General features: G+C 53.7%; 15 protein-coding genes. 4 read left to right on the top strand and 11 right to left on the bottom strand.

Features of this window, described 5'->3' with window-relative positions; all coding sequences use genetic code 11:
- Nucleotides 1-115 precede the first annotated feature (115 nt).
- Both ABD971_RS13260 and ABD971_RS13255 read left to right on the top strand, forming a co-directional pair.
- Nucleotides 116-1186 carry a hypothetical protein gene (locus ABD971_RS13260; protein WP_345322760.1) on the top strand — a complete coding sequence of 357 codons (1071 nt, stop codon included), beginning with the start codon at nucleotides 116-118 and terminating at the stop codon, nucleotides 1184-1186.
- Nucleotides 1187-1726: 540 nt separating this feature from the next.
- On the top strand, nucleotides 1727-2218 hold the full coding sequence (locus ABD971_RS13255; RefSeq protein WP_345322758.1) for a hypothetical protein: 492 nt from the start codon (nucleotides 1727-1729) through the stop codon (nucleotides 2216-2218).
- 297 nt (nucleotides 2219-2515) lie between these two features.
- On the opposite strand, the gene ABD971_RS13250 is transcribed toward ABD971_RS13255, so the two are convergent.
- Nucleotides 2516-3604 (bottom strand): sialate O-acetylesterase, encoded by a 1089-nt coding sequence (locus tag ABD971_RS13250; RefSeq protein WP_345322756.1) that lies wholly within the window; start codon nucleotides 3602-3604, stop codon nucleotides 2516-2518.
- A gap of 294 nt (nucleotides 3605-3898) precedes the next feature.
- Here ABD971_RS13250 and ABD971_RS13245 point away from each other — a divergent pair, with 294 nt between their 5' ends.
- A complete protein-coding gene (locus tag ABD971_RS13245; protein ID WP_345322754.1) occupies nucleotides 3899-5854 on the top strand; it encodes a trypsin-like peptidase domain-containing protein in 1956 nt (651 codons plus the stop codon).
- A 362-nt stretch (nucleotides 5855-6216) separates the two neighbouring features.
- Here the strand turns inward: ABD971_RS13245 and ABD971_RS13240 are convergent, their stop codons facing one another.
- Together ABD971_RS13240 and ABD971_RS13235 are read right to left on the bottom strand one after the other, a co-directional pair.
- Nucleotides 6217-6384: a hypothetical protein gene (locus tag ABD971_RS13240; RefSeq protein WP_339939691.1), complete on the bottom strand. Its 168-nt coding sequence runs from the start codon at nucleotides 6382-6384 to the stop codon at nucleotides 6217-6219.
- 92 nt (nucleotides 6385-6476) lie between these two features.
- Nucleotides 6477-7682, bottom strand: a complete 1206-nt coding sequence (locus tag ABD971_RS13235) for a DUF1559 family PulG-like putative transporter (RefSeq protein ID WP_345322752.1) — start codon at nucleotides 7680-7682, stop codon at nucleotides 6477-6479.
- 1998 nt (nucleotides 7683-9680) lie between these two features.
- On the opposite strand from ABD971_RS13235, the gene ABD971_RS13230 reads away from it, so the two are divergent.
- A complete protein-coding gene (locus ABD971_RS13230) occupies nucleotides 9681-10676 on the top strand; it encodes a nucleoside hydrolase (RefSeq protein WP_345322750.1) in 996 nt (331 codons plus the stop codon).
- Between the two features lie 421 nt (nucleotides 10677-11097).
- On the opposite strand, the gene ABD971_RS13225 is transcribed toward ABD971_RS13230, so the two are convergent.
- The 8 genes from ABD971_RS13225 to zntB form a co-directional block, all read right to left on the bottom strand.
- On the bottom strand, nucleotides 11098-12501 hold the full coding sequence (locus ABD971_RS13225; protein WP_345322748.1) for a polysaccharide lyase 6 family protein: 1404 nt from the start codon (nucleotides 12499-12501) through the stop codon (nucleotides 11098-11100).
- A 168-nt stretch (nucleotides 12502-12669) separates the two neighbouring features.
- Nucleotides 12670-13578 carry a sugar phosphate isomerase/epimerase family protein gene (locus ABD971_RS13220; protein ID WP_345322746.1) on the bottom strand — a complete coding sequence of 303 codons (909 nt, stop codon included), beginning with the start codon at nucleotides 13576-13578 and terminating at the stop codon, nucleotides 12670-12672.
- 101 nt (nucleotides 13579-13679) lie between these two features.
- Nucleotides 13680-15011 (bottom strand): Gfo/Idh/MocA family protein, encoded by a 1332-nt coding sequence (locus tag ABD971_RS13215; RefSeq protein WP_345322744.1) that lies wholly within the window; start codon nucleotides 15009-15011, stop codon nucleotides 13680-13682.
- Nucleotides 15012-15382: 371 nt separating this feature from the next.
- The gene (locus ABD971_RS13210) at nucleotides 15383-16651 is read right to left on the bottom strand and encodes a DUF1559 family PulG-like putative transporter (RefSeq protein ID WP_345322742.1); all 1269 of its coding nucleotides are present in this window, start codon (nucleotides 16649-16651) and stop codon (nucleotides 15383-15385) included.
- An 87-nt stretch (nucleotides 16652-16738) separates the two neighbouring features.
- Nucleotides 16739-16903, bottom strand: a complete 165-nt coding sequence (locus tag ABD971_RS13205) for a hypothetical protein (RefSeq protein ID WP_339939674.1) — start codon at nucleotides 16901-16903, stop codon at nucleotides 16739-16741.
- 403 nt (nucleotides 16904-17306) lie between these two features.
- A complete protein-coding gene (locus tag ABD971_RS13200; protein WP_345322739.1) occupies nucleotides 17307-17945 on the bottom strand; it encodes a response regulator in 639 nt (212 codons plus the stop codon).
- 50 nt (nucleotides 17946-17995) lie between these two features.
- Complete coding sequence (locus ABD971_RS13195) at nucleotides 17996-20059, bottom strand: sensor histidine kinase (RefSeq protein WP_345322737.1); 2064 nt, start codon at nucleotides 20057-20059, stop codon at nucleotides 17996-17998.
- Nucleotides 20060-20638: 579 nt separating this feature from the next.
- Nucleotides 20639-21613, bottom strand: coding sequence for a zinc transporter ZntB (gene zntB / locus ABD971_RS13190; RefSeq protein ID WP_345322735.1), 975 nt, complete (start codon nucleotides 21611-21613; stop codon nucleotides 20639-20641).
- Nucleotides 21614-21953: the final 340 nt, after the last annotated feature.

The raw sequence follows: 21953 nt of genomic DNA, 5'->3' as shown, positions 1-21953 counted from the left end.
AGGAGCCCGGGAACCAGCGCTCGTGAAGTCGAGTACAATGCGCACCATCGGCAACGAAACCAACCGGCATCGCTGAATGCTTTAGAATCTTTACGTCCTCTTTAGGAGTTGAAAGATGGAATCATCGGAAAACGCGGGACTCACACTGGCTCGCCGCGACTTCGTGCAACTATCCGCTGGAATTATTGGTGGTCTGGGGATTCCAGGTCTCTTTGATGGTGTCGCCGAAGCGGCTGACAACGACGAAACATCGACCAAATCATCCCTTGACGAGTCGTATCTCGAGTTAGGCCTGATCGGCATGGCGCGGTCCAATGGATGGTTCAATGCCCACTTGGGTGCCGCAGTGCTTGCTGGCTACTACATGTGCAACGAGAATCGGTTCAGCGATGCAATCGTGGACAGCATCAAGAAGCAACTCGATTCGTTAATCGCGACCCACCGCCAGCAATTCACTCCCTTTGAAAACATGTCTGCTGATGTTCCACTCGTCGAAGACGTCCCCCGCTCATTAGAACCCGCGGTTCAAGGAGGCTTGCGGGCACACGGCCACGCCGTCATCTACACCGCACTTTCGGTTCGAGCCCTACGAGATGTACCGCACATGGCTGACCCTCGACTGATCAAACTTTTGTGCGGTCACAACGCCCAAATCGCACAAAAAACGCCGAGCCAACCCAGAGTCGTTTCGGAATATGCCGACACTCAAGCAATGATCGAAGCGTTGTTTGACAGCCTCGCCCGATTCAAACCACTGTTGGGGCACCCAACCGTAAAACGTCCGAACTTTACTCACATGACAACGCACACCGAGGCGCTAATGAGTTTGGATGCAATGGGTTACACCGAATTAGCGAAGGCGGGGCAGTTGGGGCACCAGGCCCACATCGATGAACCCGTTCCCGATTTCGATCCGGCCGAGCACCCGTTGGATGAACGTGAATCGACACTGGCCGATATCATGAACAAGGATTTTTGGCAGAACGAAGACAACCAGAAGCAGTGGAATGGACCTTGGAATGTGAAGAATAATCCCAATGGCTATTGGTTGGCGTTTGGCCATCTGTTCAAGGTGCTGTATAGCTACCATCGACTCATTGGACGCATTCGAGACAAGGAAAAAGTGGCACTGTGCAGCCGAGTCCTTCTGGAGCGCTGTGTCAACCCAGAAGTACAGGGCGGTTAGACATCCGTCGCGGTTAGCGAATTACCAAAGAACCCGCCGCAATGTAACGCGTAAGCGAGGAACCGGAGACAGTTCAAGAAACCCTCGCTTACGCATTTTGAAGTTGCGCTTTTGTATTTAGGGGCAAAGCCCTGGACGTTTACCTAGCCCAGCCCAACGGGCTGGGACCAAGAAAACCAATGAATTGAAGGGCCAACGGCCCGGGCGTTTGCTGGGACTTAATGAGGGCGGCTAGCAAATGGCCGGGCCTTTGGCCCTTAGGTTTCTTTGCATCTAAAACCTGGCCCGTTGGGCCAGGCTAGGCAAATTGTTGGGCCTTTGGCCCGAAGAACGTCTAAACTTCATAACTAGCGCATTCGGGTTACAAAAAATGCTTCATAACGTTGCGTGTAGAAACGCCAGCGAGTACCACCTGCTCCATATGCTTGCCAAGCATGCGATTGAATATTTGACATGATTTTCGGCACCGTAAACGAGAGAGACGCTTGGCTACGTGATCTATCGTGTTAGTAGCTTGACTGCCCAAGAAACAGAACACCAATGAATGACACACACCCACACACGGATTCGGCTCGTCGTTTGCAACATGCCGCACGAGGACTCGCTGTAACAACAGGCTTAGTCTGTATTCTGATGTCGCTTGGGGTTCTGGCGTCAGGATATGATCTTCTCAACGATCGGCCGGTACCTGCCAGAATCGGACGCGCTTCCGTACTGATGTTGCCAGTTTTGGGTTGGGTCGTAAAACGTACTGTACTGGACACGCCAAGGAAGCAGTACTTGTTTGTGACTGTCGAGCACAGCATCTACGCCGTTCTGAGCGGTTTCATCTGGTGGGGCACGGTTAAGATGCGTCGCTTTCAGAATTTCCGGCTCTCCCTTTTCACAGCGAAACTGGCGATGTTTCCCTGGGTGTTCACTGGTTTTCCATTCGGTCTCGTATTTGGGTATCTCGCGTTACGGACTCTTAATCGTCCGGAAATCAAGGCAAAGTTTGCCGCGATTCACGAACCAACAACTCCGACTACCTGAGACCACTTGGTGCTACGTCATGCAGCTTAAGTGCAGATGCTGTGCTCGCGACTCGGCTCGACCACCGCGACGTCGATAGGCCGATCTATCATGTCAATCGATGGATCGTGGTTTCGATGATCGGGTCCACCGCCGATCGAATCAGCTCCAACAATTCTGGATCCATGGATCGGTAGTCATCCGGAATGAGGAATCCACAATGACACCGGTATTGAAAACCTATTCAGGAAAGGCAATCCATTCCCCGAACAGGTTCCGTTTGCACCAATGAATGATCAAGTCTGAATCCGAGCAACCCTATTTTTCCAGCATTTCAACCATCGCCTTGCCCATCGCTTCGCCGACGTTCATGTAGGTCTCGGCATTGCCGCCGTAGTGGCTGTTGGAGCTGCCACCCATACTGAGAGGGTTCGTGTACACGCAGGCGACGTTGCCCTTGAACTCAGGGTACTTGCCGCTAGCGACGGCTAGTTGGGCATCCAGAATGAGTCCCTCGTTGCCTTCGGCGCCCCTCACGGTCTGGCCCAGCGTGGCACAGACAAACTTTGCATTGGGCGCATCAAAATCCTTACGCAGCAGTTTGATCAGATGAACAAGATTCTGTTCGTATCGGCGGGCATGAGCCGCATTGTAGCGATCCTTGTCACCCTGCCAGAAGAAGAAACCTGCGACCTCATACGTCTTCGCCCCCGGGTAAACCTTGTCGAGTTCGGCTAGCACCTGCTTCGCGTTGGAGATGTCGCCGTCGTATTGCATGCCGGCGTACCAGTTGATCGCTTGCGGCTCGGTGCCCTTTTCCCACTTATCGGGCGAGTCCTTGTAGCCGGCATAGACGAAGGTCTTCGTTTCTCCCGTTTTCTTGTCCGTCTCTTCGACCTCGTAGCGTTCGCTGCCAGGCGGTAGCAGATCCCAGCCTAGGCTGCGGTTGCCGATGCAACTTTTGAGGATCAACACGGGCGCGTCGATGGCGTGACCGACGTAGTGTCCGATGCCGTGCTCGGGACCAATTTTACCGCCTTGGATAGCCATCCAATCATTGTTGAACTGCCGCATCGCTCCGGTGCCGCTTCCCATCACACGCACATATCGCACGTCCTTCCGCACACTCCATTTGCCTTCGTCGTCGACGAGGTAGGGATACTTGTTTTTTTGCTGTACCGCGTAGGTAAGCGAACCTTCCTTGTCCCCCGTGACCTTGCCGGCCCCCAGCATGTTGGATTGTCCCAACAGGATGTAGACCTGCACAGGCTTGGACATGTCGGCCGGCTTGCCGTCGGGATCTGGCAACGGAGCGGCGACCTCGGCGGCAACCCCAGAGACGGCGAGCACCATCATCGCAGCGGCGGTGCCGGACAAGAACGATCGAGCTGGAAGACGGAAGTTCATGAAATGCCCCTTCGAGTTGATAATCCAAATTGATAATGCAGCGTGACGACGTCGTCAACACTTTCGTTCGATGGTGTATGCCCCGCCGAAACTCTTGGCGAGTTTCACTACGAAAAAAAGGGGCGCGGCCGCATTCGCCCTTAGCTACCTTCGCCAGCATCTCGTACCGCCGCCCTCCTGCCCCAGGACGCAATCGCTTCGTTTCCTCAAATCGAACCATGGTCATCGAGTATCATCGGGGTAGACACTTAATCTTCCGACACAGCGAATCCACTTGACTAATCGAGTTGACGAATGACGGTACCCCAGCTTCGTGCCCTCCTCTTCCTGGTCTTTTCGACTCTCCTTTCACAGCCCTGCTCGGCAGGGGAGGTGCGTACCTGGACGACCAGCGACGGCAGATACTCAGTGGATGCGGAACTGATCGAAGCAAACGATACCGAAGTGACGTTGAAACGAGCCGATCGCACGGCAATCACAATTTCAATCATCAAACTCAGTCAACCGGACCGCGATTTAGTGCAAGCCTGGCTGCATGAACGGAAACAAACCGAGAAATTCAAACCTGGTATCGTGCCGGACGTGCTAGGCGAAGCCGTCGATTTGCTGGCGATGATCGACCCTGCCAAAGACAAACAAACAGGAAAGTGGCAGCGCGACGCAAACGCGATCATGTCGTTAGGATCATCGCGGGCCCGAATCGTGATCCCGCATCCCGTTTCCGGTTCGTACCAACTGCGACTCGTCGCGCAGCGTCAGATTGATTCGGGGTCGCTAAACATTGGTCTCGCGGTCGGCAATCGGCATCAAGTACTCGCCATCTTTGATTACGGCCGCCCGAAGAGATCCGGATTGGCCTGGATCGACGGAAAGAATGAACCTTCGAATTCGACGTTTTACCGGAAGCCTGTATTTACGACCGGGCGTGAATCCGAAATCGTTTGCACGGTTCACAACAGTCATCTCCATATCACGTGTGACGATAAAACGATTGTCGATTGGGCCGGCGATCCATCGCGATTGACTCTGCACCCCAATTTCAGAGTCCCCAGCGACCGACTTTTTATAGAAACACTATTCAGTAGCTTCCGCATCACCGAGCTGCAATACCAGTCGATTCACGAGTCTGAACTCAGCCGCTACAAGCCTCGCGGCAAACCAACACCGGCTCATTCGGTTGCCTTGATCGAATATCCACTTGGTCATGGCAGTGGGTTCCTTGCAGCTCCCAATCTATTGATTACGAATTATCATGTCATCGAAGACGCGGTCGCAAGTGAGCTGAAGATCGTGTTCCCCGAGCAGCGGGATTCGCCGAAGGTTCATGGCGTACTGTTGGGGGATGTTGATCGAGACCTCGCCATCCTCTCGGTTCAAACCCAGCAAGCCCCCTTGGCGGTGGCGCACGACGGACACTCGCCAATCGGTGATTCGGTTCAGCTGCGGGGAAACCCAACAATGGGTTCAGGGGTCACGCTTCGAGACGCGGTCGTAAAGGGGACCGTCCGCTCGATGGTCCGAGTGGAAGGATACGATTTTCTACAAGTCGATGCATCGATTGATTCCGGGTCCAGTGGCGGCCCCATTTTGAACGAACTCGACCAAGTCGTTGGTGTGATCGCGATGAAAGCGACCGACGAAGGAGAAAAGTGGATTCACGAAAGCCTCGCTCGACTCGACGACTCGTTCAAGAACAAACCAAGACACCAAGCTCACCAGGGAATCGCGTTTGGGATCCCTGGACAAGATCTGGTCAAGGCACTCGACCACGTGCGAGGTCTAACCGCGCAACAGGCCGGACGAAATGCTCAGCTGCATGAGAACCGCGTGGTGTTCAAGCGCCTTGCCACACTCGCGGGGATTCGATTACTCGAGGCCAACGTGAACGTCCCCGACGTGATGCGGCATCAGGCCGCGCGAGTCACTGCGACTCGGGGGGCCGACGATTTGCTCGAACTGATTCCCGCCGAGCCGGCGCGTCTGCTTCGCGCCGCACTGCAAAGCGAGGGACCTCAACACACCGTCACGTTGCTACAGCAGAACATGGACGAGCACTTGAAGACGATCCGCAGTAGTCCTTATCTGTCTCAATCGACCATTCGTGACTTCCATGCACTGTCCCAACGAATCAAGGCAATCGAGCAGGCAGCGGAGCGGCCGGGGACGGATTACCTGCGTTTCAGCGCGACGATGATGCGGCTGCAAAAGGACGTCACTCGTTTATTGTCCGAGGTCAAACAAGAACTGTAATGGACCTCTTCGGCACACCGTTCCATTAAAAGACGAGGCCCACCTCAAAAACGATCGCTCTGCTGCGGAACCAACTCGTTTCACCCTCACGGCGAAGACGGGAGGGTCGGAAAACGAGTATTCAGCGAGTTTTCCGGGGAGGGCACCGAGGCAGCGGAAACCGAGGTAACACTGAAAGGCCGTCAATCGTTTCGCAGGCGACCGGCGCGTGGTTCGAAACTCTTGACGAGTTCCGCTACGAAGGAAAAAAACCTCGCTCGCCTGCGTGGCGAACAAGGTTTTTTCGTGAATCAAGTCGTCGCTACCACCATTGCTGTCGAGCAATCCGCCGACGCCAGTGTAATGTCGTTGCAACCAACTGTTTACTCGACTGGCACCAAATCTTCCTCGGGCGTCGTTTGGTCACCATGTTCGTCCAAGTAAGCACTCAATTCATCCGGATCCGCGGTCGGTCCCGTGTTGCCAGCGCCACATCCCATCATGGGAACAAGCAAAAACAAAGCTGCAGAAAAAGCTGCCAATCGGCTCATAGAAAACACCTAATCTTAAGAATTGGGTTCACAAAAAAAGCTTCCGTCTCCAAACGATCGAAACGGAAGCCCGATAACAGTTTGTCGATCGATTAAAGTTCTTCGTCGATAACTTCCTTGGAAGCACGCGTCCCCAATGCTCCCCAAAAACCATACGGGCTCGGCGCACCTGGTACGGATTGAGGATCGTCGTGGTTGGCTTGATTCCCAACCTGGCCACGCCCCAAATTGCCTGTGTCAATCGAATCGGTAATAAATTTGACGGCTCCATCGGCCAACAACACATGGCATCCGCCTTGGTGCCGGCTGCCTGGCGGAACGATGCCTTGCGATTCGTGATTTGACCCCATGCATACCTCGCCGTTTGGCGGCAAGATGGTATTCATTTGGGTATACAGCGGGCGAGAAAATGCCCATTTGTATCCTCGCCGTTCTTCGCCACCACCGGTCAACGTTGCACCACTGGCCCAGAACTGAGGTCGTTGCGGATCACGCATTGCATCACAGGTGCGATTGTTTCCCATGCGAACAATGGGAGTCGAACCACTGTTGCCCGCATGCGTCCGAACATCGCGGTCACCCAAATCGGTAACAATCTCACCCGCACAGATCGTGTTCGCCAAACCGTCCAAGATGTCACGAAATTTCATGGCCTGTCGATGCACAAACACACCACGCTGGGCCGCTCGAACGCGTTGGGCAAATTGAGGATTCCCATCGCTATCGACTGGCCCGTCGGCCCCCATATCGATCGAGTCGCCCGAACAAACGGCGTAGTTTGTACGTCCTTGAGCCGGCAGCCCCACGCCGGGATCACTTGGACAACGGTATGATGCAATGTTGGTCAACCACGGTTCATATCGACCGTTGTTGTTGTGGTGCGCCAACGATCGATGCGGACTTGGACCCATCGACTGTACATCGACCGTTCCATCACCGTCTAAATCCCTGGGACTGGAAATCTGCTCCCACAACGCCTGTTGCTCTATGAACGGCGTCAAACCGACCAAGCAGCTGAGATCGCGTCGTGTATTGCCCCGCATGTTGAAACCGTCAAACGCCGCATTGGAAATGTTGTCGGTTCCACCACCGTGAATCGGCAGTTGGTTATAAGCGGAATGGTAATTGTGTAATCCCAAGCCGATTTGCTTGAAATTATTGCTGCAACTCATCCGCCTCGCGGCCTCACGAGCCGCTTGAACTGCTGGTAACAACAATCCAACGAGCACGCCGATGATTGCAATGACAACGAGAAGCTCAACAAGCGTGAAGCCTGTTCGATATCGAGGACGAAACATAAAAAACTCCTTGTACGCAAATGATAAGAACGAGAAGGTTTGACGAGTTAACAGGCATGCGTTTGCGGCACAGCCTCAGCGGATCACGCCGTGCTGATTACCGACGAGTGTCCTGCGGGATTTCGGATCAGCCGCATCACAGGACTTTCCAGCAACGGCGCAACGGACTTGCACCGCTGCCCCAATCGCACTCTCCCAAAACGAAGAAAAAATCATTTCCCGATGAACTGACTTGTGTCGATTCGCATCCCTTTCCGGCGGCTTCTATAGACTGTCGACACAACGGAAGCAATTCTAGCACAAGCGGTTGCATCCTGGCAACACTTCGGGAGATCCGCAACGGCCCGCGGGTGTCCTGCCCACTCTAGACGAGGTACCGGAGCGTCCTGGACTGCGAATTTTTGCGGCGTCTAGACTGGCTGTGGCAGCGGAGCACTAACATTGTGCTAGCTATATTTTCATCGTGCTTTTCCAAGGCAATCTGCCATCGTGAACAGGCATTTCCGTCTTTCCATTTGGCACCATTTACGTGCATCACGACATGAGACCTTGCTGTGACACCTCGCATGCTAAACGTTGCGTGCGGGCTAAAACGCGTCAATTCACCTCACGTAGCCTAGGCTTCCAGCCTGGGAATCACAGCAAACCCAGGCTGGAAGCCTAGGCTACGCTATTTTCAAAATCTTTTCGTCATACAAACGACGTCCCCAGAGAATTATTACGCAACGCGATCATTCGGATCTAAAACGAAAACAAGTTCGTCCATACGAAGACCAGAAGAGCATCGTGGACAGCTTTTTGATGACTGATGTCCAATAGTGAAGAGCGTACGGAAAGAGACTGGCATCGGATTGAACCCCATGTGAACATCCGAGCACACGACGCCGTTCACTTGTATGCCGCACCGCTAATATCCAACGAGCAGACGAGAAAGAGTCCTTTCCACCTTGGTCACGGCGAAAACACGCGGCGTGCGTGACTTTCGCTCGGTGGCGTATGCCCCGCCGAAACTCTTGGCGAGTTTCGCTACAAAATGATTCACCCACGTTAGTGGTGAATCCGCTTACCACCGCTGCGTGAGCTCAACGAAACGCACCTGCAGCATGTTCGCAACCAAAACCGGGGCTAGCGTGTTTCACCCTCACGGCGAAGACGGGAGGGTCGGAAAACGAGTCTTCCGCGAGTACTCCGGGGAGGGTACCGAGGCAGCGGAAACCGACGCACCAACGAAAGGCCGTCAATCGTTTCACAGGCGGCCGGCGCGTGGTTCGAAAGCCTTGACGACCAGGGCTTTCAACATCACTTTTCCTTGCGTTTATCGAGGATTCGTTTTGATGAGACATGCACAGACTTCGTTTCGTTCGTTCGCTCAGGGCGTGTCTTCTTAGGGCCACGATTCGATTTCCGGTAACGACTCAAATCAATTCCGCTGTCTGCCCAGGTGAAACGAAGCATCAGAGAGCGCACCGCCCGCACCGAGCACTTGAAATCCCAAGTAAAACATACGGGCCGGAACGTATTGCTTTCGATACGTTTTGCGAAAGCGAACGGTACCAGTCGAATCGACAAGGGGGCGGCAAAAGCATTTCGATGTGCTGCTAAAGGGGCAAACTACTGCAGAAACTAGCGATGAAGAACCCCACGTTGGTCGTGGTGACCGAACGCAATGAACTGGACGGCCAACTGTACCAACAGTTCTGCATGGCCAACGTGCCGGAATGCCTCGAAAACATGTCCGCTGCCGCGTGAGAGTGTGCGAACGTGCGTTTGCCCGGGGGCGATCGGACGCGACTGCCACGTGATGACGCTGGAGTGATTGGGAAACGTTGCGATTATGGCGCCACCCTCGGCTCTCTCATCTTGATAACGCCTCTCTGCGAAACAAGAATGGGACCGAGTGATACTTCTGAAATAAGTCGCCAAAGTGCGAATCGGTCCGCGGAGCCTACTTTGTCGATGTCAAACCCAAACGCCAACGAAAACGAAAAGAACGCTAGAATGAATCGAATCAAAAGCAGCATTTTAATCACACTGTTTTGGGCTGCGATGATCTCCGTCGCCAGTGCCGATGACGGACCGAAGATCCGGCTGCTGATCGACTCGGACGCGAACAACGAAACCGATGACCAACACGCGATCGCCTATGCGTTATTGAGTCAAGACCGTTTTGACGTCGAGGGCATCACCGTCAACAAAACGCACAATGGCGGGGATGTCGACGAGCAAATGGCGGAGGCTGTCCGCGTCGTCAAACTGTGCGGCTTCTATCCTCAGTTGCCCATGTTCAAAGGAGCCAACGGCAGATTTGCGGAAATCCTGCCGCACATTCATGAAGCGTCCTACGACGGCAAAGAAGCGGTTGATTTCATTATCGCCCAAGCGAAGAAACCATCCGATCGCAAACTCGTGCTTTTGCCGATTGGAAAGCTGACCAACATCGCGTTGGCGCTTGCAAAGGATCCCTCGATCATCCCCAACGTCAGGATCGTTTGGCTCGGGTCGAACTATCCCCAAGCGGGCGAGTACAACATGACGGCGGATTTGAACTGTATCGACTACGTGCTGTCACTGCCGGTCGACTTTGAAATGGTGACGGTGCGTTACAACGATCCATCGGGAAGCTGGGGCGTGAAGGCTTTCCAGCAGGACATTTTTGACAAGATGCCTGGAAAAGGCCCCAAAGTCGACTTAAAAATTGAAGGACGTCATGGTGGGAGTTTTGGCAACTTTGGCGACTATTCGGTCAGCCTGTACCAGCACGCACCGCAGCATGGCGATCCGCCGTTCCGTTCCTTCTTCGACGCCACGGCGGTTGCTGTACTGAAAAACCCAGGATTGGGCAAAGCCGTCGAAATACCTCGCCCGGCGCTACACAATCGAGGTTGGTTGGACCGTCCAAAGAACCCGCTCAAGATGGTGCTTTGGGAAAACTTTGACTCGGCGGCCATCATGACAGATTTTTTCAAGGTGATCGACGCCGCGACGCCAGAATGATTGCCAAACCCTCGCTTCGCAGCTGATTCGCTTCGCAGGTTCTTCGTTTCGCTGTTGATTCGTTTATCGGAGCAACCGCAAGCCTGCGAGTTAACTCCGCACGGCGGTGGCCTCATGCCATCTACTTTTTGGGCACCGGTGCGGTGCTCCGCTGAAAGCTTGGGTATTGCCGCAATTTTTAGTTGCGCTGGTTTTCTGCCACGTCTCCACCACCTTCGGTGGAGAGGTAACTGCAAAAGAGGCCTGAAAAAAACTCACCCCCAATATCCAATAGCAAACCCAATTGTTTATCGAACCAAGCTTGCGCCGCACCGCTAGAAAGGCCTCCCGCTTGGTTCCAACGTAGATGGTATTGCCAGTTCGCCGCGAACGAATGCGGTCTAATCATCTGAGTGGATCGAGAATTTCAGCGACGTGACGTTTACAGTTTGAGTGGTCTACGCCAGCTTGGGCCTGTCGTTATCGCAAGATCACGGATTGTGACAGGCGTGCTTGGATCATCACAACCTGCCAGATCCGAATTGCGAATTTCCCCGTCGATGTCAGTCTGAACATCAGACGGTTGATCACTGTGCAAGGATTTCGAGTCCGACGGCCGGAGAATTCCATCCTTTCCTCGCGCCAGCTTGATATCCACGCGTTCAATCTCTACCAGATCCGCGCCACGGGTCGTTTCCAATTGACACTTGTTGCCGATCCAGCTGAATTGACTGGGCTCGTTTTGCACGCGGAACAGTTCCCATTTGCCAGGCAGAAACGCGTTGTGGCTAACGCGACAATCCGAAGGAACAACGGTGGCCTTTTTCTTGGAACTGACGCCAATTTCCATCGAGACCTTACAATCAATGACGGTGTTGTGTGCGATCAGAGCATTGCGAACAGGCGCGTAGCCGTTCAGCGGACCGCCTTGAATTCCGTTCATCAAGCAGATCGCAGCACGCTCGGCGTCGCCGCGTAAGCCTTCGAAGTAGTTATTGGTTACGCGATGATCGCTACCGATGATCCGCACGCCCCCAGTTCGATTTTCTTCGTGACCTAGAAAGACATTGCCATCGACGACGCATCGATGTCCATGACGCAGCGTCAACGCGCCCTCGCACCGCTCGAAAAGGTTATGTCGATAGATATTTTCGCAGGACTTGTTGGAGACAATTTCTGCCTCGCCGTTGCAGCGTTCGAAGTAGTTCTCCTCCACAATCGTCTTGTTATTAAATTCGGAAACATCGCTTGTCCCGATCCGAATCGTCTCACCGCCGTTTTTGCCGAGCTCGGGCCGTGGACCGAAATGGTTGTGATCGATGCGGTGTGATCCGGGCGTTTCGGCGACCCACACGACCAGCGTTGTGCCCGCGTTCGTTTTCCCAGCAAAATAGCAGTGGTCGACCCGGTTGCCGGTCCCGTAAATATTCATCCAACGCGATTCCTTGTCGCTGCCGGGTTCCGTCTGCTCGAACGAACAATCGGAAATTCGACAATCATGCGCATGGACCGAGCTATGGGTGCGGAAGTCAAAGACGTCGCTCGTGCCGCTGGGATTACGAATCGATAACCCGGACACCGTCACGTGAGTTCCGGACACGCGAAACTCAATCGCACCAGTGAGCACCACTTGGCCCGCTGACTCAGCCCTGATCCGAATCGGCTGCTCCGCCGTACCCGAGAGTGATTCAAACTTCAGTTTTGGATCCGTCCAGGTGCCGTTGGCCAGCACAATCACATCCCCAGCTTGGACCTGTTTAAGCACGGGTTTTAAATCGGAATCAGGAGTGATGCGAATCTCGACGGCGGAAACATCGCCCGCCAAGAGAACGAAAAGTACGCACATCAAAGTTCGGGACAATCGCGTGCCGATATCGTTAGGCGTTTTTAGCTTCGCGAGAGTACGCAAACACGCAGTTTTCACGGAGCTAAAGGCGACACTTGTTGGCATGGGGAATAGTTCCAGGAAGCCATTGCTGGGGATGTAGTAGGTTACTTGTACTGAACGCGAACTTTAGCTGAGCCAATTTCGCAATACCTTGAGGTCACGTCGCAGTGCCTCGATGTTAGCCTGCGTGCCCTCTTTGTCGAGATACTCCACATGCAGCGAAATAGGGCCATCGAATCCATCTGCTTTGACGATGTCGAAGAATTTTGGATCAACACGTCCCGTTCCCAACGGCACATGTTCGGCCTTGCGGCCATCCCACTGGAAATCTTTGACAAACAGAGCGCCGACATGCGGCTTGACGACATCGTAAATCACGGGCCAGGACAGACCGGCTTCGACAGTGGCGTGGCGGATATCAAACGCGAGTCCGACTTGATCCTTGGGAATGCCCTTGAGCAAACCGAACATGTCCCACAACGTGGCGCCAACATACTTTGCATCCGAATGGTTTTGATAATACGCTGTCACACCTAATTCGCGGTTAAAAGCTGCGAGCTCATGCACCTGCGGCCGGATCTCTGCCAACTGAGGAAGGATTCGTTTGTTGAGATCATATTGGTAAAACCCCATTCGGTAGGAGTTGATCCCTAACGACTTGGCAGTACGTAATACTTTTTCACTCAACGGCTCGGACGGATTTAACACGTCCGTCGCCATCGTGGTTACTTCCAAATCGCGTTTCTTCAGTGCTTCCACCAGCTTGGGCAGGTCTTCTTCGACGCGTTCGGGCAAAACGTGACCTTTATTGCGAACCGTTGCCTCGATACCGACAAAGCCGAGTTCCGCGATCACATCAGCGAGCTCGTCGTAGGACAGGTCCTGAAGATACTTTTCAAACACGCAAATTCGGTATTCATTTTTTGCTGCCTCCGCCGCATGAGCCAGCGGGCCAGCGGCAACGGCAGCCAATCCCGTTAGCAACGATCCAGAAATGAATTCTCGACGTCGAAGTCCTATTTGTTCTCTTTGCACGATGATGTTCCTTTGAAAGCGAATTGCCGCCCCGGCATCAGTCCGAATTGAGGAGGCCTAAGAGTTGTTTGCTAACTGAAAAAATTCCGCACAAGCTAACGCTACGAAAGGCTGTACGGCGCTCGATAATCTTTTGTAAGCCATTTTGCCCCATCCGCGTCACCGACAATGGTTTCGGTTTGTGGATCCCAATTGATCTTCTTCCCCGATCGCACGGCGATGTTTCCGAGATGGCAAACGGTGGCGCTACGATGCCCGATGCTGATATCAGCGGCCGGCGTCTCGCGTGTTTTGACACAATCAATAAAATTCTGAACATGCGCGATGTTCGCGTACCTTTTTTCAGCGTCTGGAAGTGTGACAACGCTGCCGGTGTGGACCAGAGGCTTGGGCACTTCGACCGATTTCAAAATCTCAGGAGAACTCGCTACCAACCCGCCTCGCCAGACAAACACACTTCCCTTTTCGCCAATAAACTCCGTTCCTTGTTTATTGCTTTGGGTACCAGGAGTCTGTCGACAATTCATCGTCACTCCATTGGCGTATTGGTACTTCATGACCGTTTGGTCCGGCGTCTCGTACCAACCATTCGGATTGTAAACCGCGGTTCCTTCCACACTGATCGGACCACTGTCATCCATCCCCAGACCCCACTGGGCAATATCAAGATGATGAGCGCCAAAGTTCGTCTGCTGGCCACCACTGTAGTCCCAATAAAACCGGAACAGATAATGAACGCGATTCTTGTTGTAAGGACGTGCCGGAGCAGGGCCCAGCCAACGGTCGAAATCGAAGCCACTCGGCGGAGAACTATCGGGTACCGACGACTTCGCATGATCGATCCAGTTGGGTCCCGGCAGGGTGACGTTGACCTCCTTCACTTTGCCAATCGCGCCTGATTGCACCAGGTTCGTAACCAATTCGAATTCAAGTCCACTACGCTGCATCGAACCGGTCTGCACAACCCGTTTGTGTTTGCGAGCCGCTTGGATCATCGGACGGCCTTCGCCGATCACCAGAGTCAGAGGTTTCTCGCAGTAAACGTCTTTGCCAGCCTGACAGGCCTCGATCGTCATCAACGCATGCCACTGATCAGGCACTGTCACGACGACCGCGTCGAGTTCTTTCGAATCCAGTAGCCGACGGTAATCGTCGGTCATCACCGCAGACCGACCCGCTTTCTTGTCAAGATACGCTGCTGCTTCGGTGAGAAAGTGTGTATCCAGGTCACACATCGCCTCGATGTTGTTTATGAAATAGTTCATGTTGTTTCGCGGACCGCCTTGATTGCCAACACCAATCATGCCCACGCGAACCCGCTCACTCGGTGCTTCAGCAGCAAAAGTTGCATTGTAGCTCTTTGCGGAAATCCCCATGAACATTCCCGCGACGGCAGACTTCTTCAAAAATGATCGACGCAACATCTTTGACATAACGAAACACTCCAAATGGTTGTGCAATAAAATAGAGTTTAAATTTCCTACGACGCATTCCTAATTTAACTTCAATTAGAGACGCGTTATCAACGCACCGATCCGATGCACCGGTAGCGGAGATCACGCGTGACTTTCGTTCAACCCGCGATCGCGGCCGAAATTCTTGACGGCTTGTTAATTTAATCCAAATGCAAATCGCAACAGTGAGCCGTGGGCCGTAAGGCACCGGGTAGTGCGTGGGACCCGGACGCTGACGCGCGAGCGGCTCACTAAATCAACAAGCCGTTGACGAATTCCGCTACGTCAAAAAGGGCCATCGAGTAAGACACCCAATGGCCTCGTAAAAATCAACGTCCAAGCTTGACGCACTAAAACTCTGCCGAGATTGTTTCTTTGTTTGCACGAGTACCGAGTGCGCCCCAGAGTCCAAATGGGCTGGCTCGCCCCGCATCCAAGTACGGACCGGTCCAAATACTATTGACACGTTGGACCATCGAACTGCTCTGGTCTCCGGCATCGATCGAATCGGTGATAAACTTCACCGCACCGTCGCCCATCAACACATGGCAACCGCCCTGGTGACGACTACCCGCTGGTACGATTCCCGGACTGGTGTGAGAGCCCACTGACAGAGCACCGCCGGATGTTGCCGACCCCATGCAAACTTCTTGATTCGGTGGACGAATGGTATTGAACTGAGTGTACAGTGGTCGCGAGTAGGCCCACTTGTAGCCTCGCTTATTCTCGGCCGTGCCGGTCAGCGGTGCCGTTGACGACCAGAACTGAGGTCGCGTGGGATCCGTGAAAGTAGAACAACTCAAAGCACCACCGGCGACGGCAAGGTCACCCGTGATGGCCGCCGCGTGCGTTCGCTTATCTTGATCCCCAAGATCGGTCACAATCTCGCCCATGCAGATCGTGTTCGCTAGTCCGTCCAAAATATCTCGGAACGACATTGCCGAGCGGTGCACGAAAAATCCACGCTGACATGTGCGAACGTCCTCCGAGGTACCACTGCTTGGTTTGCCCGTTACGGAGTTCGGAATACCTGAGTTGCCCATGAATACCGAATCACCAGCACACACGGCATAGTTCGTACGCCCCTGAGCAGGCAAGCCAACACCAGGATCGCTGGGGCAACGCAGTGAGGCAATGTCAGTTTCAAAGGGAGCATAACTACCGCCCACCGCATTGGTAATATTGCTAATGCTGCGATTTGGGTCAGGCCCCATGGGTTGGAAGACACGACCGATGGCAGCACCAGAGGTCACCTGATACGGATTGACGACTTGCTCCCAAACAGCCTGTTGCTCGAAGAATGGGGTGAGTGCAACTAGGGAAGAAAGATTTAGTGCGTTACGGCCTGCGGGTGCAGCGGACGTCCCGCTTTCCCATGCATTGCTGGTACCGATATCGAGCGTGCCTCCGCCGTGGATCGGCAACCGATTGTAGGCAGCGTGATAGTTGTGAACCGCGAGGCCAATCTGTCTAAAATTATTACTGCAACTCATCCGCCGAGCCGCTTCTCGAGCCGCTTGCACCGCAGGCAACAACAGCCCCACGAGCACACCTATAATTGCGATCACTACCAGCAGCTCAACAAGCGTGAAAGCCTGTCGTTTTACACGAAAAGACATAGTACAAACCCCTACAAAAAAGTGACAAGAAAACTGCGTGAAAGAACAGTCGCGCCAGGACATGCAATCGTTTCAGTCTTGCGACGATTATTCTGGCGGATCCTCTACGTGGATCGCCGCCTCAGGATGCTTTGCAATGTAAGCGTCGTAGTCATTCGCAGCTGGCGTTGAGTTTTCTCCGCCGCCACCTCCACAGCCAACGACGACCAATGGAAAACAAACCAACAGCGAGAGGGCTAGTTTTTTAAACATTGATTGAGAATTCGTTCGTGTAAATTTGAAGAAAAGGAACCCAATGCGGGTGTCCCGTAACCATGCCGCCAAACACCGAAAGCTGCCGTAGGGAGATCGCTTGTGGACAGGAATAAAGTAGCCACTGCGAAAAAGCACTTTCATTGCCGGGACTGCATTCCCGAGATGCTCGCTACGGTGCCGGTGTTCTCACTAATGTACGGATACGGGTAATCGCGAAACTATTGGCCGATCGGCCAGTATCGCGCAATTTCCAGAGAATTTTCGGTGAACCACAGCATGTTCACCCACACGGCGAAGAGATCGAGCCGGCTTTAGAAAATGTTTGCCACCGGGCAATGATGTTCGGTCATCTTCTTCAATCGAAAGGAAGTGAAATTGCTGGCGTTTTCAGAAAACGCTGTCAGGGACGAAGCAGCCCGAGTTCGAATCCTCGGGCTACGGCGGCGGCTCGGTCGTGTGCTTCGAGCTTAACCAGAATGGCTGCCACGTGAGCCTTTGCGGTGCGAGGTGTGATCTGCAGCGTCATCCCAATATCAGGATTACTCATTCCTTTTCGCAGCAAATGTAAGACCTCGGTCTCTCGAGGTGTCAATGTGGGCGCGTTCGAGTAATTCTCTAACTTTCGCAATATGTGATTCGCAAACGACCTCTCACCTCGCCCGACAGCCAAGATTGCCGAGACTAATTCGGCAGGCAGAGCGGACTTGGTGATGTAACCACTCGCCCCCAATGCCATCACCTGATGCATGTCAGCTTCGATCTCGGATGAACTCAATATGATCACCTTGGCGTCGGAAGTCCGCTCCCTGATCCGTTTCAAGCATTGAATTCCACCGATGCCAGGCATTGTAATGTCCAGTAGTGTCACATCCGGTGCATGCTGCTGATGCAATTCCAATCCGGTTTCGCCATCCCCCGCCTCAGCCACCACTTCAAATTCAGGCCGCACGTTGAGCATGTTTGCCAATCCCGCTCGCATCACGGAATGATCGTCAATCAGTAGCAGGCGTAGTGGCGTGATTGGTTCTGGCGTGGACATAATGATCTGTGTGATGTGAGTACGCCAACGGCGTTAATTAACCTAGCACTTCATGCAATTGCGGGGTCGAACTCTTTCAGTGGAATCGACACACGAAGCGTCGTCCCGGCACCTGGCTGACTTTCAATGGTCAATTCGCCCCCCAGTCGTTGCACCCGCTGCTCCATGCTCACGAATCCAAAGTGTCCCTCGCAGCGACCGAGATGGTTGGCGGTATCGAACCCGACCCCATCATCGCTGACGCAGACGGCAATATGATCCGCTCCAGGTGCCCAAGACAATTTGACGTCGACACGCGTCGCACGGGCGTGCTTGATAGTGTTGTGAATCGCCTCTTGAATGATCAATAACAAATTTCCAGCAATGAAGTCGGCGAGCACTGGGAAGGGTTCGTCGTACTGGACGTACACCTCCGTGTCATGTTCAACGGTTTGTTTTCTAGCAAGATGATTGACAGCATCCACAAACGTTCCGTCCTCCAGCGGCATACAGTGTAGCGCCCAGACAACGTTGCGCAAATCATTCTGGCCTCGTTGGATCATGCGTTTCGCGGTTTGCAAATGGTCATGGTCATCCGGCGAGTCGTTGTTGGCCACCTGACCGCAAGCATCGATCTGGTAGGCGATCCCAGCGAGTGTTTGTAGGACGGTATCGTGTAGGTTTGCCGCCAAACGAGTGCGTTCGCGTATCGCTGCCTGGAATTCGAGCGAGGCGTCGTGACGAATGCGCATCTCGCGGGCCAGTCGACTTGTCTGATGTTCCAAAGATCTTCGCAGAGTAAACGCCCACAGAAATGCAGCAAGCGCCGCGATCGTGATGATCGTCAAGGCAATGAATGTTCGCTGCGGCGTCCACCACGACGGCCGCTCCAAAATCGAAATATCACGTGCATCCCGTAGCAATAAATCCAAGGCCGTTGGCATGGCCAAATTCGCTGACGTATCAGGCGGTGCGAATGTCATGTTGGCGATCCCGGTCATCATGACCTTCGTCCCCGGCAGCAGAGGCTTGACCTTGCCTGGCAAAAACGCTGTCGTCGTCGATTGACCACAGTCAATGACAAGACGATTCTGCCAATTCCCAATACCAGGCTGGAAACTAAGTACTTCACCCTCCAAGTGAACCAAGCGTCCTTCATAATTGACGACTTCTTTGGTGTCGCCCGCAACAAACCGAGTCCGTTCTGCGAATATTTCGGGCAAATCCGCCAGCACCGATACGGTTGCCTCGCGATCGCCCAGCGTGCGTACCAATCCGCCACGAAGGCCAGCGAAATAACGACTGTTGTCGATAAAGCCAGACACTTCGACTCGCTGACCGATCTCGATCGAAGCCAAGTCGCTTGCGATAACCCGCACTCCAATTCCTTCATCCTGTATATACAGAAGAGAATCGCCGTCGCAGTACGTCACCGTGCCCTGAGCACAGAGACGATGCAAAGGACGCCCTTCCGGCTTAAAGCCATCCAAATCCGCCAGCGAAACCCTGTCCACTGAAAACGGATCCTTAGGTGCGGGCTTGAGTACTTGAACGTGTTCGCGGCGATCAATGATCATGCGAGGACAAACAAATTCCGATCTCCAGTTTCGCGAAGCGCCGGCAAGACCTGTGATTTCCAGTTCCGCATCAAGCATCCGGTCAGGCCCGTACTGATCCTCTAGTGGCAATCGCACCAAGAAGTGACCGACGCCCGTTTCGACACGCAGCAGCCAATAGTTTTTTGTCTCTTTGGTGACGTTTTGGACGACCCCTCGGACCCGGACACGGCGAATGTTTTCTGCTCCATTGAGGAATCGCTTCATGTCAGGCTGATTCGCATTGGGCAAATGTCCCTCGCCCGAGTTCGTGATCTGCATCGGCAGCAACACAGGCGAGTAGCCGCCCGCATCGAGCAGTCCGACAAGGTCAATTTTTGTACCGTAGGTAAGTGACGATAAAAAATCGGCGTCCTGAAATAGCTGTTCGTCCAAAGCCAGGCTCGATCGCACCCAGATACCTCCTGTGTCATCTTCCAAACAAAATGATTTTGCCGCGCCAGCGTGAGAGGGCCAGGTAATGATTCCATCGCCGACCGACGAGATTGTCGCCTGGACTCGAACCATATTTCGATTCACCGCTTCGTGCCTCGGTGTATGCAACAGATCTGCAATCTTGCTGATCGGCAGGCTTGTCGGTTCGGCACAGTAAACCGGGGCAGCCAATAATAGTGGGCACCACAGACAACAAATTAAGCGTGAGCAGCGAAGCGCCGCTGACGCGCAGATTAAGAAGAAGGAATTGCCATGGTGTAAAGGTTCAAAATTCATGACGATTAGAAGAGTGAATTACGGCACGGATCGATCAGTATTGCTCCACGTCAGAGGTTGGGGGGCAACCACGATTAACACGCACCACGACGCTTCGACGCAAACCTATCTCCATCCTAGCCTGTACCGCGGGTGGTTGCATCAAAAGCCATCCCCACTGCTTGAATCGCCCGACGTTGCTTTGTACACAGCATTTTGCGATGCGGTAGCGAACCTGGCCAAGAATTTTGACCAAGCGGTGAATTGACGAAAATCTCTGCGATTTTCGCTACCGCCCGAGCCGAATGATGAAGTTGGATTTGAGTCGCCAAATTGTTTATTCGATTCATTTGATCTCACGGTCACGAAGCGTTTGGTTCGCGGACGTCTTGGCTCAATTAACGCCCCTTACATCCAATGTTTTCGCTTGAAGAGCCACACCTGCCCACCCGCAACGACGAGCAACAAGACGCAAAAGATGGTGAAAGCCCAGTGGTTCTCCGTTCCTGGAATGCCGCCGATATTAATGCCCAGCAGCCCCGTTAGCAGGCCCAGTGGCAAGAAGATTCCCGCGACAATGGACAAGATGTACATCGTCTTGTTCATCTGCTCCGCCAAGCGACCGTTCAGTTCTTCCTGCGTCACGGTTGCCCGATCTCGAACCGAATCAAGATCCTCAACATATCTCGTTGTGCGGTCGGCGATTTCCCTCAGACGCATGCGATCCATCTCGCTAAGCCATTCCACTTTTTCGCTGTGCAGATGTGCCATGACGTCGCGCTGCGGAGCGAGATAACGGCGCATGCCGATAGCGACCCGGCGAATAGCGGCAATTTTCTGGCGAAGTTCGTAGGTTTGCTCTGCGATCACTTTGTCTTCGAGTGCGTCAACGCAGTCGTCTACGTCGGAGATGACCGTCCCCATTCGCCAGACAAGACGATCGGCCAATTGCTCCAGAAACTCGCCTGAGTTCACGGGGCCACTCCCTTCCTCAACCGCCCGACGAAGATCGTCAATTGCCATCACTCGGCGGTGCCGTAACGTGACGATGCGATTTGAGTCGATCCAAAAACGAATGGAGATCATGTCTTGCGGATCATTACCCGGATGGAGATTTACACCGCGCAGGATCAACAGCATGCCCCCCTTGTGCATTAAGCTCCGCGGACGTGTCTCTTCTGCCGTCAGTGCCTGTACGATGACAGGCTCGATCTCGCTCGAATTTTCCAGCCACTCTCTCGCGGCGCTCGCGGTGTAGTCCAGATGTACCCAGAGCGTCCCGTCCTGCGGACGCCACTGTTTCACCGCATCCAAGGTGAGTGGAGTGCCGCCGCCATTACCATTGAGCGCAAAGGCAAAGATAAGTCCGTCGCTGTCACTCATAGTCTCACTTTTTGCCTAATGGTCGGTGATCGAGCCAGCTCGCGGATGGTGATGAACCGATCGGGCGCCGAACTTCGTCGCTGTTTGCGACTTGGAGTATAGACAGAGTCTAGACGCGCGGGGTCGCAGAAGGCAAGTTTCGGCAATCAACGTGATGCCGACATACGCATGCTGTTAACCGAGTCCCCTAACAAACCGTCGATCCATCGTGGATGCTGATCACAGCCACGCACCACATTCAAGTGATGGTAGCTACAAGAATATGCTTCACAGCGTTACGCAACACAAATCGAACCAGAGACGATCGGAGAAACCCGATTTCGGTTCATCACGCCGGAAG

It is taken from the genome of Novipirellula rosea (assembly GCF_039541335.1).
Taxonomy (GTDB): domain Bacteria; phylum Planctomycetota; class Planctomycetia; order Pirellulales; family Pirellulaceae; genus Novipirellula; species Novipirellula rosea.
This window is presented reverse-complemented; position numbering and strand designations above follow the sequence as displayed.